Annotated in this window: 19 protein-coding genes; 11 read left to right on the top strand and 8 right to left on the bottom strand. The window is 43.9% G+C overall.

From position 1 onward, the window contains the following. Positions 1-401: 401 nt before the first annotated feature. The 3 genes from OQJ86_RS21000 to OQJ86_RS20990 all read left to right on the top strand — a co-directional run bounded on the left by OQJ86_RS21000 (position 402) and on the right by OQJ86_RS20990 (position 2729). Positions 402-1421 (top strand): TerC family protein, encoded by a 1020-nt coding sequence (locus OQJ86_RS21000; RefSeq protein ID WP_042604192.1) that lies wholly within the window; start codon positions 402-404, stop codon positions 1419-1421. 279 nt (positions 1422-1700) lie between these two features. Next, positions 1701-1892 carry a hypothetical protein gene (locus OQJ86_RS20995; RefSeq protein WP_005424996.1) on the top strand — a complete coding sequence of 64 codons (192 nt, stop codon included), beginning with the start codon at positions 1701-1703 and terminating at the stop codon, positions 1890-1892. Between the two features lie 138 nt (positions 1893-2030). Further along, positions 2031-2729, top strand: a complete 699-nt coding sequence (locus OQJ86_RS20990) for a DUF1223 domain-containing protein (protein ID WP_038870771.1) — start codon at positions 2031-2033, stop codon at positions 2727-2729. 5 nt (positions 2730-2734) lie between these two features. Here the strand turns inward: OQJ86_RS20990 and OQJ86_RS20985 are convergent, their stop codons facing one another. The 5 genes from OQJ86_RS20985 to OQJ86_RS20965 all read right to left on the bottom strand — a co-directional run bounded on the left by OQJ86_RS20985 (position 2735) and on the right by OQJ86_RS20965 (position 8660). Next, positions 2735-3637: a homocysteine S-methyltransferase family protein gene (locus OQJ86_RS20985; RefSeq protein WP_265989987.1), complete on the bottom strand. Its 903-nt coding sequence runs from the start codon at positions 3635-3637 to the stop codon at positions 2735-2737. Between the two features lie 167 nt (positions 3638-3804). Then, entirely contained in the window at positions 3805-4362 is a 558-nt protein-coding gene (locus OQJ86_RS20980; protein WP_038870769.1) for a PhnA domain-containing protein, read from the bottom strand. A gap of 280 nt (positions 4363-4642) precedes the next feature. After that, entirely contained in the window at positions 4643-4852 is a 210-nt protein-coding gene (locus OQJ86_RS20975; protein ID WP_005435119.1) for a YgdI/YgdR family lipoprotein, read from the bottom strand. Between the two features lie 135 nt (positions 4853-4987). Next, positions 4988-7396, bottom strand: coding sequence for a VolA/Pla-1 family phospholipase (locus OQJ86_RS20970; protein WP_265989984.1), 2409 nt, complete (start codon positions 7394-7396; stop codon positions 4988-4990). Positions 7397-7418: 22 nt separating this feature from the next. Then, positions 7419-8660: a porin gene (locus OQJ86_RS20965; protein WP_038877918.1), complete on the bottom strand. Its 1242-nt coding sequence runs from the start codon at positions 8658-8660 to the stop codon at positions 7419-7421. Between the two features lie 411 nt (positions 8661-9071). Between OQJ86_RS20965 and OQJ86_RS20960 the strand changes: the two genes are divergently transcribed. Beyond that, on the top strand, positions 9072-10100 hold the full coding sequence (locus OQJ86_RS20960) for a site-2 protease family protein (RefSeq protein ID WP_042604196.1): 1029 nt from the start codon (positions 9072-9074) through the stop codon (positions 10098-10100). Between the two features lie 156 nt (positions 10101-10256). Here OQJ86_RS20960 and OQJ86_RS20955 read toward each other — a convergent pair whose 3' ends face one another. Then, complete coding sequence (locus tag OQJ86_RS20955) at positions 10257-11042, bottom strand: M48 family metallopeptidase (protein ID WP_038870761.1); 786 nt, start codon at positions 11040-11042, stop codon at positions 10257-10259. 192 nt (positions 11043-11234) lie between these two features. Here OQJ86_RS20955 and OQJ86_RS20950 point away from each other — a divergent pair, with 192 nt between their 5' ends. The 5 genes from OQJ86_RS20950 to cutA all read left to right on the top strand — a co-directional run bounded on the left by OQJ86_RS20950 (position 11235) and on the right by cutA (position 14283). Then, on the top strand, positions 11235-11669 hold the full coding sequence (locus OQJ86_RS20950; RefSeq protein ID WP_265989980.1) for a hotdog fold thioesterase: 435 nt from the start codon (positions 11235-11237) through the stop codon (positions 11667-11669). Between the two features lie 17 nt (positions 11670-11686). Further along, complete coding sequence (locus OQJ86_RS20945) at positions 11687-11920, top strand: DUF3389 domain-containing protein (RefSeq protein WP_104036496.1); 234 nt, start codon at positions 11687-11689, stop codon at positions 11918-11920. A gap of 79 nt (positions 11921-11999) precedes the next feature. Further along, positions 12000-13706, top strand: coding sequence for an SgrR family transcriptional regulator (locus OQJ86_RS20940; protein ID WP_038870755.1), 1707 nt, complete (start codon positions 12000-12002; stop codon positions 13704-13706). Continuing rightward, positions 13690-13941 carry a hypothetical protein gene (locus OQJ86_RS20935; protein WP_038870753.1) on the top strand — a complete coding sequence of 84 codons (252 nt, stop codon included), beginning with the start codon at positions 13690-13692 and terminating at the stop codon, positions 13939-13941. Before OQJ86_RS20940 ends, OQJ86_RS20935 begins: the two co-directional genes overlap by 17 nt. A 9-nt stretch (positions 13942-13950) precedes the next feature. Continuing rightward, a complete protein-coding gene (gene cutA, locus OQJ86_RS20930) occupies positions 13951-14283 on the top strand; it encodes a divalent-cation tolerance protein CutA (protein ID WP_038877912.1) in 333 nt (110 codons plus the stop codon). On the opposite strand, the gene OQJ86_RS20925 is transcribed toward cutA, so the two are convergent. Next, a complete protein-coding gene (locus tag OQJ86_RS20925; RefSeq protein WP_038870750.1) occupies positions 14245-14841 on the bottom strand; it encodes a DUF2238 domain-containing protein in 597 nt (198 codons plus the stop codon). The genes cutA and OQJ86_RS20925 overlap by 39 nt on opposite strands. Before the next feature lie 222 nt (positions 14842-15063). Here OQJ86_RS20925 and OQJ86_RS20920 point away from each other — a divergent pair, with 222 nt between their 5' ends. Both OQJ86_RS20920 and OQJ86_RS20915 read left to right on the top strand, forming a co-directional pair. Then, on the top strand, positions 15064-15903 hold the full coding sequence (locus OQJ86_RS20920; RefSeq protein ID WP_038870749.1) for an isopenicillin N synthase family dioxygenase: 840 nt from the start codon (positions 15064-15066) through the stop codon (positions 15901-15903). 112 nt (positions 15904-16015) lie between these two features. After that, a complete protein-coding gene (locus tag OQJ86_RS20915) occupies positions 16016-16636 on the top strand; it encodes a DNA-J related domain-containing protein (RefSeq protein WP_045405328.1) in 621 nt (206 codons plus the stop codon). An 84-nt stretch (positions 16637-16720) separates the two neighbouring features. On the opposite strand, the gene OQJ86_RS20910 is transcribed toward OQJ86_RS20915, so the two are convergent. Continuing rightward, the gene (locus OQJ86_RS20910; protein ID WP_061034690.1) at positions 16721-18376 is read right to left on the bottom strand and encodes an ABC-ATPase domain-containing protein; all 1656 of its coding nucleotides are present in this window, start codon (positions 18374-18376) and stop codon (positions 16721-16723) included. Positions 18377-18433: the final 57 nt, after the last annotated feature.

Below are 18433 nucleotides of genomic sequence, written 5' to 3'. Positions count from 1 at the left end.
AAGTATCCAATCTGGAAAAAGAAAAATGCCAGTCAGCTTAACTGACTGGCATTAGCACAGCAGTGCTCCTTTTTTGTATTTATCATCCAGTTGATAGGTGCTGCTGATAACTGTTCTTCACAAAATACTTTGTTTTTATCGATAAGTAATTTTTGTTGGAGATCGCTGCAGGCAGGGGTATGATGGCGGCGTTTGGGGAGTAGTTAGCGCAAGTTTATTTATCGTCATCTCGTTAAGCATCAGCTTATCCGGTAAATAAAGGTGATACTTGATTCATCAAGTCGTCACTTCAACGAGACCAACGCATTCATTGATTAGCAGACACATGGGTAATGTGACTGCTGGTTTGTATTGTTTGCGGAAGGTCAGCCCGAATAATGTCCTTCCGCACGGGAGGAAGCATGTCTCTTATCGAAAATACCACCCAATTATCCCAGTCTGTTCCACTGCAAGAATCACTGACAATGTACGGTGTATTCGGCCTATTTACTTTGGTTCTAGTCGCTCTCGATATCTATCAGACTCGTGGCGGCGTGATTACCATGAAAAAAGCGATTGGTTGGAGCGTATTCTGGTTCTTATTAGCGTTTGTCTTTGCAGGTTCTATCTATTTCTTTTGGGATTATTACGCGCCTCATAGCGTTTATACTCACGAAAAGGCGACCATATCATTCTTAACGGGTTATTTGCTTGAGAAATCGTTAAGTGTCGACAACTTGTTTGTTTTTGCGATTATCTTTGCGCAATACAAGGTGCCAGAACATTTACGTCCTCGTGCTTTACTGTGGGGTGTCATTGGTGCGTTAGTGCTACGTGCAATCATGATTGCTGTTGGTGCGCAGTTGTTGGCTCAATACCACTGGGTGCTTTACCTATTCGCGGCATTCCTAATTTGGACTGGTATCAAGTTAGCGCGAGATAAAGGCGAAGAAGAAGAGGTGAACCCTTATCCTGAGCAATTCATTCGCAAGTTCTTGCCAGTGACAGACGAGTATCAAGGCAACCACTTGATCTTAAAACAAGCAGGTAAGTGGGTTGCAACGCCAATGTTGATCGTTGTTGGTGTGATTGCGGTGATGGACGTTATGTTCGCTCTGGATTCTATCCCTGCGATCTTCGCTGTCACACGCGAACCGTTCCTAGTTTTAGCGGCAAACGTATTTGCTCTACTTGGCTTACGTTCATTGTACTTTGTACTTCAAGCGATGTTGGATAAGTTTGTTTACCTAAAACCAGCGTTGTCAGTCATCATGATCTTTATCGGTATCAAGATGCTGCTAGTTGGAACTCAATATGAAATCCCGACGGTTTGGTCATTAACGTTCTTGGTTACGGTCATGACGGCGGCGGTTATTGCGTCTATTTATAAGAACAAATCTAACGATAATTCTAGCGTTAATATTACTAATCAGAACTCTTGATGATTTTGTAAATTCAAAAACACTGGAAAACGATTTTAGTTAAAAAAATGTTGCATTTAAACTTGGATTTACCTACGTAAATCCAAGTTATTCAACTAAAGATTTCAATTTGTGAATAACTATTCATTTTGGTGGCTTTTGTATTCTGGGTGTTTGTAAATACCTTGTTTTATTAGAAAAACTAATTTGAATGAGCAAATTTTGTCATTTTTTGCTCAATGAAAAAATGACTAATATACAACCAACGAAAAAAATTACTGCTTTTAAAGAGAGGCAATCATGGCACAAGCAATGCAAATGACAAATGTAGCTTTACCAACCTCTATGGATAAGAAAACCTACTCGGTTAACTTCAAAGGATTGATTGCTCACCTACTAGACATTCTTTTTGTAGACAATTCTGCACCTCGCAGCTACTACGCAGAAGATTTGTCAGCACATATTCAGAAAGATATCGGTATGTATCGTTAATCTGAATATAAAGCGAATTCGAAATGCCGGCTTAATTTGCCGGCATTTTTGTATCTGAAATCTACACTTCTAAAACAGTATTGAAAGCTATCTTTAGGTAGCACGGTCATAGTCAGTAGTTACAAGAAGGAACTGTCTATGATTGCTATATCAACTTTGTCTATTCTAGCGAGCCTTTCTGCTTCTCAAATATGGTCTCATGAGGGGCGGCCTGCCCAAGTCATCGAACTGTTTACTTCAGAAGGTTGCTCTAGTTGTCCACCTGCAGACAAATACCTTTCCACGTTCGAATCCAACCCTGATTTGTGGGGAAAGTACATTCCCGTTGCCTACCACGTTGACTATTGGGACTATCTTGGCTGGAAAGACAAATTTGCAAAGCCTGAATTCTCTCAGCTGCAACGTTTGTATCGTGCTTATGGCGCGGTAGGGAGTGTTTATACTCCGGCATTTGTCGTTGATGGTAAAGAATGGCGCGGCTTCTTCAACTGGCGTGAGCGTGTGTTACCAAGCAACCACAACGATAAAGCTCAATCTTTGGTTCTAGAGCGATCTGGCAACCAATTCACCCTGCGATTTGAAGAGGTGGGTATGTATGATGCGACGATTGTGTTTCTCTCAAATAATGAAACCACACCAGTGAAAAGGGGTGAGAATAGAGGTAAAGTCCTTGAGCATAATTTTGTGGTATTAGAGAAACAACAAAGTCGTTCAGAGAATGGACATTGGACGTTTAAGCTCAGTCAACCGTTAGATAATATTGATGCCGTTGCGGCGTGGGTGACTGAGCCTGGTACCTTTAACCGTGTACAGACGGTTGCAGGAGAAATTGATTAGAATGTTTACACTGCGTTTTTCCAATCCACCAACGCTTTGATGTGTTCTGGGCCGATACCGCAGCATCCACCAATGACGGTTGCTCCTTTTGCATACCATTCTTTCGCAAATTCGACGTATTCTTTTGGAGTAAGTTCGCGCATGGATTGAAGTGCGCTATTTGCTTCATGATCAGATTTAATTGCAGTAAAGTTATTTGCATAAACGCCAATATCAATATTGCTCTTGTGTTTGTTTAAGATAGCGTTGGTGTCGCTGACCGCTTTTGCCATTACCTCTGGTACCGAACAGTTGAAGTATATACCACATGTATTAACCGAAGCATTGGCCACCACTTGTTCAATGGCTTGCGTTACGGTTTCCCCGGAACGAAGGAGTGCGGTGCTTGACACGTCGTCGTTGAGAGAAAAGGCATAAACGACCGGTTTATTGCTGCTATTAAAGACATTTTGCAAACAAGTGAGCTCCTCTAGGCTGCAGATCGTTTCCGCAATCCAGATCGCGACATAGTCATCTTGTGCTTTCAGTAACGTTTCGAAGATCTGCTCGCCTTGCTCTTTTTCAAATAGGTCAGGGCGATAGCTACCAAATGCGGGGGGAATACAGCCTGCGACGACAATGTCGTTTGGTGATTGATTTGCGCATTCTTGTGCAATCTGAGCCGCTTGACGAGCAAGCTCACTACCACGTTGTTCGTAGAGTGTTTCACCAAGATGAAACGGTACACAAGCATAACTGTTGGCGATAATGATCTCCGCCCCAGCATTGATAAAGCTTTGATGCGCCTGATAGACGTACTCGGGAGATTCAATCAGAGCTTGAGCGCTCCATTGTGGCTGCGAGAAAGGTGCCCCAATGCGTTTGAGTTCACGGCCCATACCACCATCAAGAATGGTTAACTTCTTCATACAACAATCCATCTTAATTTGTTCATTCTCGAACCATAATCGAAAATGCTTGAGAGCGAAAGCGAGGAATGACAGCGATAAAATAGATAAGTAGAAGAAAGCGGAAGTTAGAAACGAAAACGGGGTCCTAATTGGAACCCCGTTAAACTTCGAAAGTAATATCGAGATTACTTCTTACGGCAGTACTCAGCGATCACGTACATTGACTGACCGCCGTTTGCCTTACCTGAAACAAGTTTAGGATCATCACCAAGGCTGATACCACGAATAACAGTACCTTGTTTGATTACTTGGTTTGTACCTTTGACTGGTAGGTCTTTGATTACGGTTACGTCGTCACCTTTTTTAAGTTCAGTGCCGTTGCAGTCAACCGTTTTGTCGTCAGCAGACATACCTTTCATTGCCCAGTTCATTTGCTCTTCTTCCATGTACATCATGTCAAGAGCATCTTGAGCCCAGCTTTCAGAGTTTAGGCGAGTAAGTTGGCGCCATGCAGTGACTTGTACCGCAGGTACTTGGCTCCACATGCTGTCGTTTAGGCAGCGCCAGTGGTTAATGTCTTTAGGATCTTCGATCTCACCATGACACTTATCACAAACCATGATAGCAGTATCAACAGTCACGTTACCGTGTGGTGGAACAGCAAATGCTGTTAGTTGAGATTCAGAAGAACACAGTTCACATTTTGACTCGCAGCGAGCAAGCAAAGTAGCTTCGATAGACATAAGGACTCACCTTAGTAATGTTTTTTTGGTGGCGGTATTATCCACTTTATCCTGAGAAATAAAAGGGTGTTAGAGAATTAAAGGCGAGATTTTACAATATTCCAACCTGAAAGGAGTGAAGATGTAAAATATTCGCTAACCAAATAATAGTGAGAATATAAATAAGGGTGTTGATTGTTTTGAATGATGAATTAGTTGCATTGATAAAGGCTATTAGTTTCAAGTTGAGTTATTCAGAGTGAATGAGAAGTGCCCTCTGTTTTCCAGAGGGCACGGTGTTTTATCGTTCAATGATCTGTACAACTTGGTCTTTAGAAATGCTCATTTCTTTTCCATCTACGTCCTCATATTCGTACATACCAGTATCTTCATTGAGATCAGGCTTGCCGTAAGAGGTAATGATTTTCCCTTCATTCGTTGACATAAGATATTGGCTGCTACCGCAAGCGGCAAGAAGTAGTGCAGTGGCAATCACGGTCAATACGCGCATAGAGTTTTCCTTTTTAAACAAGTGAGTTAGACAAAGACATCGACTTAACTATAGCAGAGGAAATATGAGTGGGTTTGAATAGCACTGAAACGAAAAAGCCCAGTCGAAACTGGGCTTTGGTATTGCTAAAGATACTTACTTAAGTACAGAGGTATTGGTGATACCAGTTAACATATCATCCATTAGGAAGTCAGCATTTTCCATCTGCATTTCTACATGATGGTCTAAGTCAGCCAGTGTTCCCCCTGGGGATGCAAACGTACTGTGTGTTGCTGTCGCATTAAATTGAACAAAGCTAGCAGAAGGAGATACCGCAGTATTTGCACTGTTCACGGTTGTTAGCCCAAGTTTAGCCGCAAGAGGTTCAGTACCCGCGAATGGTGCGTTTGCAACATTGTTTGGTACGGTATCGTCACCATCTACCTCTGTCATGAAGAATGGTGTTGATAGTGAGCCACTTGAGACAAGATCACTTGCATTGGTAAATGGATCAACTGTATCCAGCGTAGTTTGTGCCGCATAGATAAAGCTAGAGAAACCAGCATTAAGTGCCGCTAGTTGTGCGTCGCTTGCTACTTGTTCAAATGCCTCGTAACACGCTTTGTCAGACAAGTCTGCACATGATGCATCTGCATAGCTCGCGTAATCTGTTGAAGCTGCGTACGCTAGGTTATGCTTGATCTGTGGACCAAAGTTAGACGAACCAAGCAGTAGGTTACCAATTTGGCCACCTGCGTTTTGAATTGATGCGCCGCTGAATGTGTACAACGCGTCTGCCGTTGGGCTACCCAATGTGTTGTTCGCCGCTGCTACTGCAGAAGTACCGACGATACCACCCAATGAGTGACCAAGCATCTTCACTTTTGAACCTGTCATCGGGTTAAAGCCTTGAAGCGGGCTGCTTGCCAGAAGGCCAGCTTGCGCTGAAACAACTAAGCTTGCACGTAAACCCAGCACATCGAGCACGCTTTGGCGAAGGTTATCACGCGCCACTGCTAGGTTAGAAAGGTTCAGGTAAGCCAGTACATCTACGTTGGCAGAGCGTTGGTCATCTAAACTACGAGTACCATGGATTGGTAGATCGATTGCAATAACAGCAACACCTGCTTTAACCATATTAAAAGCAAAAGAGTACGCATTTTCTTTAGCTGATGTAATACCGTGTTGGTAAATCACGACATCTGTAGGTGTGCCAGTTTGCGGTGTAAACAACAAGAACTCTACGTCTTCGAGTGATTTAACCACTGGTACAGGTGAATAACGAGTGATAATACGGTCGCTATCCAATTGTGTTCCGTCCGTTAGATACAGAGTCGAACCAACAAGCTTTAACTGCTCTGTCGGGTCCGTAGCTAACTTAGTGACATCTACAGGATCATCGGCAAATACACCTGTAGAAAGCTGTTGAACCATGTTCGCTTGTTCGCCTTCACCCGCTAGTGCAGCACTGACTTTAGCAAGGCTAGGCATTGCAGAAACCATTGGTTGCATGTTCCAGTCAGCGCCTTTCTCTAGATAATGAGGCAGTTTTGCAACACCTTGTGTCACATTGACCGCCACGTTAGCGCCAGCATATAAACCTTTGATTGCTGTTTTAGCTGCATCCAGGTCACTAACGTACTTGTTAAAGTCTTCATCAGCGTCAAGTGCTGTAATAAAGTCTTGTGTCGTCCCCATTGTCAGCGTGTATGCGGTAGAAAGGTCAATGGCACCTTCATTTGCGTCGTTTTTGTACACAGTATTTAACGTATTAGCACCAGTAGCAAAACCGGTTGCCGTGACGCCTTTCACTGCAGCAAGCGTATCGCCGACAGATTGTGTGCTAAACCATGATGAGTAAACAATATCAGCAGGGTTGACACTTGCGAGTCCGAAAATACCCTCTACTGCTGTCGTTGCTGCCTGTACTGAAGCTAAGTCACCAGTCTCATAAACGATCTCTTTCGTTTTACCTGTCGCATAGCTTCCTGACGTACCAATTGGATTTCCGTTTACGTCTTGAATCGCTTGAGTTACCGCGAAGATGTATTCGCCAGATTCGTCCAAAGAGTTCATAAACTGAATGTACAGAGAATTGCCGCTCGCTTGTACAACGTAGTCAGTACCCAGCGTAAGTACTTTTTCGATTGGGTTTGAAGCGCCATCCCAATCGGTAAGACGTTGGTTTATCTTAATAACGCTGATACCAGAAGTAACAAGGCCGTCAGCAAACCCATCGCCATTGAAGTTAAGAACGATTGGCATAGACGTTGACCAACCATCCATTGTGTTCATGGCAGCTAGGGGATTGGTTAATGCATCGTCCCCGCCTGTTGGAAGGCCAAGCGTTCCGTCTGTGCTATCCATCAATAAGTAAGATGGCGCAGGAACGTCTGCATCTGCACCTTGCAATGTAAAGCTAATCGATGTGTTGCGGTCAAGTAGCGCTTGTACTTCGGGCTCAAACGTCGGCGTATCTGATGTACCAGAGCTCGATGTATTGTCACCACAACCTGCAAGTAGGATTGCAGAACAAAGCAGTGATAGTTTAAACGTATGTTTCATTGGTTTACTCCGTTAATCCTAATTACTTGAACGTGTAGTTCATTTGTACAGCACTGATGTAGGCCGTACCTTCTGAATCAAAAGTGATCTCTTGATCCGCGGCGTTGGTTTCAGTAAACGAGCCAGACTTACTCTTGACGAAAGCAAAACCTGCATCGAAGGTTAGGTTTTCTTTCATTGCATAAGTCACGCCTGCGCTGTACCAAAAACGGTCGCTATCAGGGATACTCAATGTGGCTTCACCGGCTTGCTCGTCATAGGCGATACCCGCGCGAAGTGTCCATTGGTTGTTCAGAGTGTATGTACCACCGAAGGAGTAACGGTTGTTGTCTTCGTATTTTTCAGGTTTGAAGAAGCACACACCACCAGCACAATCTTTACTGGTTGCTTTTAATTCTTTAAATGTGCTCCAGTCCGTTTGTTGCCATCCGTAGTGGATCGCCCACGTTTCGTTTAACTGATGGAATGCAGAAAGTTCGATAATAGACGGAAGAGAAATTTGCAGACGGCCATCTACTTTTGCAGCGTTGGCGACACCAGAGTCATAGCTGCTGAATTCACCTTCATCAAAGTCAAGGTCCACTTTAGAGCGGTAACCAAAGCCAAAGCGGTTGTTTTCATCCAGCTCGTATAAAGCGCCAATGTTCCAACCCCAAGCAAACGTGTCGCCTTCCATACCAATGAGGTTGTCTGATTTCTTGCTGTCAGGACCAAATAGCGGAGCAAGTGCACCTTTGTGGCGAGTTAACTCTGCGTGTGCGTATACCAAGTTAATACCACCACCAACGCTGAATTGCTCGTTAATGCGATAAGCGATATTAGGGTTTAGGTTGACGGAAAGTAGGGAGGTATCACCCGCCATATCACCGGCAGAGATATCATCTGGGTAATCAGTCGCAACACCATAGGTAGTGAACATACCAATACCCCAAGCCCATTGATCATTGATTGGGCTGATGTAGTAACCCGCTGGAACGATTTGTAGCGGAGCCACGTCGTCAGCGTGCTCTTTATGGTAAGTGTCGTAGACGTTAACTTCAGGGTCGACAATAGACAGTGCACCTGAAAATTGAGCTTCTTTAAAAAGTGTCATCGCAGCTGGGTTACGTGCTAATACGCTTGCATTATCCGCAACCGCGCCTTCACCTGAAAATGCTCTACCAAGACCAGATGCCGAGTGCTCAGCAACCTGAAAGCCCGCCGATTGGGCATTACACGCAAACAATATTGAAATTGTAAGCAGAGAGCAGTGCTTCTTGTTCATCCTTGACCCTCCTAGGGTGTCATTATGTTAGACCGAAGTCTTTGTAATTGTTGTGTAGCGATTACACCAGCTGTTGTCGGTTCGAATTACAACTGCGATGTAACGATAATGTTAATTGTATGTTTATTAACTTGTCAAAGATCATACCTATATTACGTTTTAAATTTGATGCATAGCTCAAATGGCATTTAGTAAGGCCATGTATTATGGTGATATTTTTATAACAAATGGTACGACCAGAGTTTTTTTGTAAATCTGATGGTTAAATGATAGTCAAACACTAGTTGTTAACATGCTTTTCGTTCGATTCCTTTACAGGCATAATCCGCACTTTGTGTTTATCGCATTGGGAATAGCGTGGAATTACTACACATTGAATTTCTTGGGAGACCATTGAGATTAGAAGGGTCAATGGCTGGATGGCAGCAGTTGTTTTGGGATAACACTTTGGTATCGCAAATTGATGCCAGTGAGGATGATTCAGGCAAAACCTCACATCAATTTAAGCTTTCTTCAGCGGAAGAGATCTTATCTTGCCAACTCGACTGTGAGCTAAATTGGCAACCGTTTGATTTCAAATATCAAGCGTTTGTCGACGATGTTTTGGTTACCGAAGGGACAAGAAACGAAAAAGACATTGAGCGTCAGATACCGGTTGAAGCGCCGCCAACCGAAAAGCGTTTTAGTTTAATCGGTATGGTGTCACTGGGGATGAAAGCGCTGAAGAGTGCGAAAGTCATCAAGGTTGCGCTTGCGTCGGCAAGTTTAGCAGCGTACTCCTGGTTATTTTCCATTGAGTTTGCTTTGGCATTGTTGGCGTGTCTTGTTTTTCACGAATACGGGCACATTAAGGCGATGAAGTACTTCGGCATGAAGACCAAAGGAATTTATCTCATCCCGTTTCTTGGTGGTTTAGCGCTGAGTGATGAAAAGATAAATACTCGATGGCAAGACGTGGTTATTTCTATAATGGGGCCGTTCTTTGGCTTGGTGCTTAGTATCATTTTCACCGTTCTTTACTGGATGACTGGAGAAATGATCTTCGCAGGGTTGGCAGTGTTTAATGCACTGTTAAACCTTTTCAACCTATTGCCGATTCTACCTTTAGATGGTGGTCACGTCTTAAAAAGTATTACCTTTTCAATGAACACTTGGGTCGGGCTTGTCGGTAGTATTCTTGCAGCATTGTTTGGAATCTATATCAGTTACACGTTTGGTTTAACGTTATTAGGATTTCTATTAATGATGGGCATGCTGGAAGTGGTAATGGAATGGCGAACGCGACATCATAGCCACTTATTGCCGTTAACTCGTTATGGCCAACTGTTCTCGTTTGCATGGTACTTAGTATCCGTCGGTGGTTTTGTGGCGATCATTTGGTACTTTGCTGGGTTAGGGGATAGCTTACTCAGTTTGCCATTGCAAATTCTGGGTACCTAATTTTTGCTCTCGAGCTGACCAATCTCATCTGAAGCAGGGACCATAAAGACAAGAACTAAAAAGAAAGCTCCGGTAGGTTTTAGCCTAACGGAGCTTTCGTGTTTTTGGTGTTAGATTAATTATGTATTTTTACGTAATACAACCTAAAACATTAAATTACCCGCACTTCGGAGCTTTCACGGTAGAAGCTGGCAAGGTTTTAATGGTGGCCTGCAAATCTCTGATACGAGTGTTATGCGATGGGTGAGTTGAGAAGAATTCAGGTGGTTGCGCACCACCGGCTTTGCCCATATTTTGCCAAAGATCGACGCTCTGATTCGGGTCGAATCCCGCCTTTGCCATAAAGCCAAGGCCAACAATATCCGCTTCCGACTCTTGAGTTCTACCATAAGGAAGAATCACACCATACTGAACACCAACACCTAATGCCGCCATGGTCATTTGCTGGTATTGCTTGTATTCAGAGGCGCCGATTGCAACATTAGCAAGGGACAACCCTGCGTTGGTGAGTTGGCTTTGAGAGAGGCGTTCGTTACTGTGATCCGCTAGGACGTGAGCAACCTCGTGGCCAATAACGGTTGCGAGTTGGTCTTGGTTTTTAGCGACTTTCAACAGTCCTGTGTATACGCCAATTTTGCCACCGGGTAACGCAAAGGCGTTCACTTGGTCACTATCAAAGACAACCACTTCCCAATCTTTAAACCCAGCTTGTGGTGGAATGGTATCAGTGATTTGTTTTGCAACACATTGAACGTATGCATTGGTTTTCTTGTCTTTGCTGATCGGGATCTCTTTCTTCATTTGATCAAACGATTTTGCACCAAGTGAAGACATTTCTTGATCAGAAAACATTAAAATCTGATTGCGGCCAGTAGGGGAAGAACTGCACGCTGTTAAGCCAGCTATAGTGAAAAGCACTGATGCTTTAATCCATGTTCTCATAGTGGGGTCCATATAAATATTTTCTGTTTTGTACCAATAGTATAACGCTTAGTAAAGAAACTTTAAGCCATTATGTTGATCACGTTGAGCGATGTGTTTCGTCTTGAAGTGATGTTACGATCGGGACTATCCTAGAGGCACTTCAAATCGAGATTACCAGTGGTTGTAACTGGTTAGAATAAGAGCGAAAACATGAGTATTTGGAAAAAGCCAATGAGCTTGGAGGTTCTTAACGCTACGTCTAAGAACACCATGATGGAACATCTGCAAATCGTCTATACCGACTTCACTGACGACTCGCTTACCGCGACCATGCCTGTGTGCAGCTTTACTCATCAGCCATTAGGGATGCTTCATGGTGGTGCATCGGTTGTGTTAGCAGAAACGTTAGGCTCACTTGCCGCTAATTTCTGTGTGGGCGAAGGCAGTTACTGCGTTGGCTTAGACATTAATGCCAACCATGTGCGTGCGATGAGAAGCGGTTACGTTATTGGGACGGCTACAGCAGTGCATTTAGGCGTATCTACACAAGTTTGGCAGATCAATATTACCGACGAACGAGAACGTTTGGTTTGCACCAGTCGTTTGACCATTGCAGTCAAACATCAAAAAGAAAAGACAGCGTAATTCAACGAAGGTAAGGCATGGTTATCGAATTTTCTCTGGGTAAGATCATCGCAACCCAACGTGAAATTGTCATCAAGTTAGCCGGTTCGGGTATGGTTACGATGCAAGCCCAAACTGATGCAATTCAATTGCTTGGTCGTGGTGCGAATGTGGTGTTAGCACATGGCGCAGAAACAAAATGGTCGATCAAACTCGACGATGAAGATCAATTACGCCAAGTAGCGCAAGAAATTGGTATCGACATTCAATAATTTCACTTCCGAGGTTTGCACTTTTTGCAAAAAATGAGGAAACTTAGTTTATCGCAATGAAAACTAAAATTTCCTCTTTATGAGCAGTCCTCGTTTACGTGTTCAATTCGAAACACTGTTTGAAAAATTTTCTGGTAATGACACGGAAGTTCAACTCGAAGACATTACCGAAGCGCTCTTTTGTACTCGACGTAATGCCCGAATCGTTCTCAATAAATTAGAGGAAGAAGGGTGGATTGAGTGGCATCCTGCCGCTGGTCGAGGAAAACTCTCTAAACTTGTCTTTAAACGCAATCGTAGTGACGTGAGTGAAAACTTGGCTCGTCGTTATCTTGATGAAGGAAAAATTGGGCAAGCTTTAGAAGCGTTAGACAATGATGCCGCCAAACTGACTCAGGTAATCCAAGGCTACCTTGGTTTGCAGCACCGTCAGGGTGAGCAAGTCGTCCGTTTGCCTTACTATCGGCCATTAGCCATGTTGAATCCTCAGAAACCGATGCGTCGGTCTGAGCAACATATTGCCCGACAAGTATTCAGCGGTTTGACTAAGCTAGACGACAACGAACAACTGCAGCCGGATTTGGCGCACTATTGGGAAGCGCTATCCGATACCCATTGGCGTTTTTATTTGCGCCGAGGTGTTCGTTTCCATAATGGAGAGTTGCTCACGACGGACTGTGTTATTGAAAGCATTTCTGCATTGAGTGGCTTGAATCTGTTTTCTCATATAGAAAAAGTGATTTCACCAGAACCGTGGACGGTGGACATCCATCTTGTACGTCCTGATAAGTATTTGCCCCTCGCGTTGAGTGAGTCTCAGGCGAAAGTCCTGCTTCCCAAGACGCTTCGCTCAGAAGAGTTTGATCGAAAACCCGTCGGTACAGGGCCATTTCAAGTCAAAGTAAACGATGACAAACGACTAATATTAACAGCGTTTGACGGTTATTTTGGACTACGTCCGCTACTTGACCAAGTCGAAGTCTGGGTGATTGATGAAGCGTACTCTTCGATGGTTTACCCAAGCTTGTCAAAACCACAAATGGACAAACAAGCCTCCACCGACGAAGTCGAACTGGACCCAGGCTGTACCTTTTTACTACTCAATAAAAACAAAGGGATAGCGAAAGATCCACGTTGGGCAGAGTTCCTAAGTCAGGTATTGAACAGCTATCAAATTTACTCTCTTGTGCCACAAGATAAGGTCATCGAACTCGGAGTGCTTCAAGCGTTTGGATTGAAACCTGGTTGGATAGATCTTAAGCCGACAATGGGAGGTGATGCGCCTCAAAAAGAGAAAACGATTTGTGTTGCTTATCAGAAAAAACACCCAATGTTTCCGGTCATCGGGAAGGCCATTAAAACACTGTTAAAGCCGCATGGTATCGATGTAGATTTCATTCGCTATGATACTCAGCCGCCTTCCCCAGAAGAAGTGGATATTTGGATTAAAGCCATGGGCATTGCCACAAATCGCAATGATGCACTAGCAGGTTGGCTACTAGACTACAGTGATATCGATAAATTTAGCGCAGGGTACGACTTTTCTGGATGGGCAACGCTGGTGGATCAGTGGCGAGCAGGGCAACACAATGATTTTCCTGCACGAGAGCTTGGTCGACAATTAGTGAAAAGTTGCCAAGTCATCCCGATGTTCCACTGCTGGCTTGGCGTAAACAAAGACCACAGTGGCGCATTACAAAACGCCAAATGCAACGCACTAGGCTGGTTCGACTTTAGCAATGTATGGGTAAAACCAGAAATAGAGAAAAATGGCGAAACCGAATAAAAAACAACCGACAAAAACCGTCGAAATATACTGCGCAAAATGCAAAGCTCAGCTGTTTAAATACCGTAAAGGAGGAAAGGGTGCTTTGGTCAAATGTTTTAAAGAACGTATTGTCGAAGACTTCACTAAAGTGCCTTGTGTTTGTCCAGGTTGCGAGCAAGAGTTTGCACGAGATACGTTGGTAAGAGGAACGCCCGCCTTCAAGATGATTGGCGGTAAGGTCACGATGAAATAAGAGTCAGTTATGAGCGAACAACACGATTACTGCATGGTACTGAGTACAGCGGGTACACAACAAAACCGAGATGAAATTATCAAAGGTCTACTAGAGGCTAAACTCGCTGCGTGCATTCAAACTATGCCAATAGAAAGTCATTATGTGTGGAAAGGGGAAATTTGCAGCGATAACGAATGGCTCATGGTGATTAAGACGCGGCGTGATTTGTATGCATTAGTGGAAGACAAAATAAAAGACCTGCACGAATATGAAGTTGCTCAAATCGTACAGGTCCCAATTGTCGAAGGGTTTAATCCGTATTTAGAATGGCTTCGCCAATCGACGTTGAGTTGTCAGTAATAACAAAGAAACTATCGCACCCATGGTGTCGCACAACATGTCTTTCTGGGCATCCCAAATATCGCCCTGTGATCCCAGAAAGGCAATGCCTTCATCTCCACCCGCAATCGCGGCGTACCACCATTCAATGATCTCGTAGCCAGCCGCTAACGACATGATTGCAAACAAAGCAAACCAAGAAGCGAAGCTTGCGCTGATTTTCTTTTTATTAATCAGATATTCAGCGATTGGGTATGCGTATAAGCCAATAGAAAAGTGCGCGACTCGGTCGAAGTTGTTGCGCTCAGATCCAATCAAATTGTTAAACCAGTCAAAGGGGACTTCTGCGAACGTGTATTTTGCGCCAATGGTATGTAAGCAAAGCCAAATGAACATCAATACGTAAGCGGTGTTACTGAATTGGTAACGAATAGACAGTGCCCAAATCGCGATGAGAATACCAATGGCTGGTACGATTTCGGCAAACCACACCGCTCGAGAGCTCGGCTCTAACGCTGAAAACAGAAATACGACGGCATAGAAAATGGTTAAACCCAATAAGGTAGAAGTATTCTTCATAGAGAAATTGATCCTTCAATTAAATACTGACGTTATGATTACACTTAATTGAACGCTGTGCAATTGTTTGTTTTATCAAAATAATGATTACTGTTTTTGTTGATATATTGGCAAACTGCTCAACAATAAAACGTTTGCGCGGAAACATTTCATTAAAGTTTGATTTACAACATGCCCATCCATAGAATTCACGATTCAGTCTAATAAAAAAGAAGTAAAGTCATGAAACTGGAAACTGTCGATTATCTTGCTGACGATGCTGCTCAACAGTTCGTCACCTCACTACGTGAAACTGGGTTCGGTGTATTAAAAAACCACCCAATCCCACAAGAGCTGGTCGAGTCAATTTACAAAAACTGGTACGAGTTTTTCAGCTCAGCGCAAAAAAACGATTTCCAATTTAATGTTGAAACACAAGACGGTTATTTTCCACCTTCTGTTTCTGAAGTTGCGAAAGGCCACAGCGTAAAAGACATCAAAGAGTACTTCCATGTATACCCATGGGGTCAGATCCCTGTGCAGCTAGAAAAAGAAATCTTAGAGTATTACGAACGTGCGAACGCATTTGCTCAAGAATTACTTGGCTGGGTAGAAGAGTACGCACCGAAAGAGGTTCAAGAGAAGTTTTCTATTGCGCTGTCTGAAATGATCAACAATAGCGACAAAACATTGCTACGCGTTTTGCATTACCCACCAATGACGGGTGAAGAAGAACCGGGAGCAATTCGCGCTGCGGCTCATGAAGACATCAACTTACTCACGGTGCTGCCTGCGGCAAATGAGCCGGGCTTGCAAGTTAAGAGCAAAGAAGGTGATTGGTTAGATGTGCCTTGTGACTTTGGTAATATGATCATCAACATTGGTGACATGCTACAAGAAGCGTCAGGGGGTTACTTCCCATCAACGACACACCGAGTCATCAACCCAACGGGTGGTCGTCAAGAGAACTCCCGCATTTCTTTGCCGTTATTCCTCCATCCAAAGCCTGATACAGTGCTTTCGGAACGTTACACAGCACATAGTTACCTGATGGAACGACTACGAGAACTCGGCGTTATTTAAATCAATGAGATCTTCGTTCAAAAGGCCGACCGTTTCTTGCTGTCGGCCTTTTTGTGTTTATGGTACAAATTGACTAGCTTTAGAGAATAAACCGAGAAAACAAAGAGGATACATGGACGAACAACATGACGTTTGCCAACGTGGTCATCATGATATGGAAAATCCATTGTTATGGCCGATCCTCGAAATCCTCAAAAAGAAACCTTCAGGCTGGAAAGTGCATACTCTAGCTCATGAATTGAGTGAGCATGGTTACATTGCCCAATTAGACTCATCTCCAGATAAAGATCTCTTCAAACGTAACTTCTTGTTGATGAATGCGCTCTTTCAATTACAAGAAACGTTATATCCAGAAGGTTGGCTGCAAGTTGAAGCCATGGACATCGTGTTAATGTCCTCATTAGAAGCTACGCGCCATACTATCGATACGACGAATCCGTTACGAGAATACTACCTCGACTGGAGTAATTATGAAGCCAACGAAGGAGAGGTACGCCGATTGCTGAATGACTTTTGGAATCGCTATCAACACTTCATTGGTGGCTCATCCAGTTCTTGTATTGATAGGTCCAAAGCGTTGAGTCTGTTTGAGTTAGGGCGCGACGCGACAAGAGTGGAGATCCGTAAGCAATGGCGAAAATTAGCGTTGCGTTGGCATCCAGATAGAGAAAACGGCAGCGCAGAACGCTTTCGTGTGCTGTGTGATGCGTGGAACGTATTAAGAAACGGATAGTTAACTAGAAAACAGTTGAACATAAAAAGGCAGCGGTGAAACGCTGCCTTATTTAATTCTTCTTTAGGTTCTTGAACGATAGAATCAGTTGGTTGGCTTAAACTGAGATTTACGCATGCGGTTTAACGCTGCCATTACGTCAAGTGTACGTGGCTTAGCTAGATCGCCTTGCTTAGGTAAGTTTGCGTGCCATTCGCCAACTAGCATGTCATCAATCTCTTTCGCAGGGTTGTTACACCAACCTGGAAGTTGCGCTAACTGGAACCACAGCCAGCCAATGGTGTTCACTTCATCCGCGGATTCTAGTTGCTCCAAAGCACTTAAATCAGCGAACTCTTTACCGAAGCGAAGTGAATCTTTGCCTTTTGCATTTACGCGGAATTTGCCATCCATCAAAATGTTCATTAACGCGACACGATTAAGTGCACGCGGACGGAACGTTTGCAGAGGCTCTTCAGATTCGTTATGACGCTGAGTAGGGTGCTGAGCTATCACTTGTTTGGCTTTTTCTGTCACGTTAACCGCTTGGTAATCGTGCATTTGAATGACGGTGTCTGCAACGTCTAAGTAATCACCAGATCCCCCCATAACAATAATGGTTGATATCTGCAGCTCATTACGTAATTGGCCAATGCGATCTACAAGGGGAGTAATTGGCTCATCACCTTTTGCAACCAATGCCTGCATACGCTCATCACGGATCATAAAGTTAGTCGCTGACGTATCTTCATCAATAAGCAGTGAGCTTGCACCGGCTTCAATTGACTCTTGTAACCAAGCGGCTTGAGAGGTTGAGCCAGATGCATCTTGAGTAGAAAAGTCGGCGGTATCTTTGCTCATTGGTAAGTGGTTGATGTAGTTCGACAAGTTCAAGTGATGAACACAACGGCCGTCTTCTGCACGAATCTTCATCGCGTTTGCATCGGTAACAATGTACTCACGGCCATCACCTGGAATGTGGTCGTAAATAGAACGCTCAATTGCATTCAATAACGTTGATTTACCATGGAAGCCACCACCAACGATCAATGTAATTCCTTTTGGAATACCTAGGCCTGTTACGTAGCCTTTGTTAGGGGCGTGGAGTGTAACTTGAAGGTCTTCAGGGGCTTTGAATTCGACCGCTTCTTTCATTGGTAGATCGCAGTTACCTGCGATACGAGGAAGAATGCTTCCATTCGCAACGAAAGCTACGAGATTGTTCACTTCCAATTGTTCACGCAGCGCCGCTTGATCTTCCACCACTTGGCAGTGCTCTAACAAGGCTTCTTTGTCTAGCTCACGTTCCAGCGTTGCACGGCGGATGAATTTTGGTAGATGGAAAGTCAGAATGTTATTGGCTTTTTTACCAAGCACTTGACGTCCTTCCGCAGGAAGGTTCACGCGGAAACGTAATTCAATACCTTCTTCAGTAAAAAGGACTGCCGTGTTGTCTAGCACGGTCTGGCCGCTTAGCGAGATAGTTACCGTATTCTCTTGTTTCGCAAATTGCTCAAAGCTGCGTGCAATGAAATCACGCGCTGCACGTTGGAAAGCTGGAGATTCATCTTTTAGCCATTCAAGGCCAGTGAGTGACCAAGCACGAGTTGCACGCAAGCGAGAAGCAGAAGCGTATGGGTCGCCTTGTACATGATCAATGTACAGATTGAAATCATCGAAGTCGTATTGACCCTTGATTTGCTGGTAAGCGCGGTAGTTCTGCTTTTCGATTTTTTTTAGCGTGGCAGTCAACTGATCCATGAAGATATTGGCCTTTTTATTGGAAGCGGGCGGCGATTATAGAAACCACCGCAAGCA

Origin of the sequence: Vibrio sp. Sgm 5, from assembly GCF_026241575.1 — a bacterium.
GTDB lineage: Bacteria > Pseudomonadota > Gammaproteobacteria > Enterobacterales > Vibrionaceae > Vibrio > Vibrio jasicida.
The sequence above is the reverse complement of the archived record's forward strand: the minus strand, read 5'-3'. Positions and strand labels throughout refer to the sequence as shown.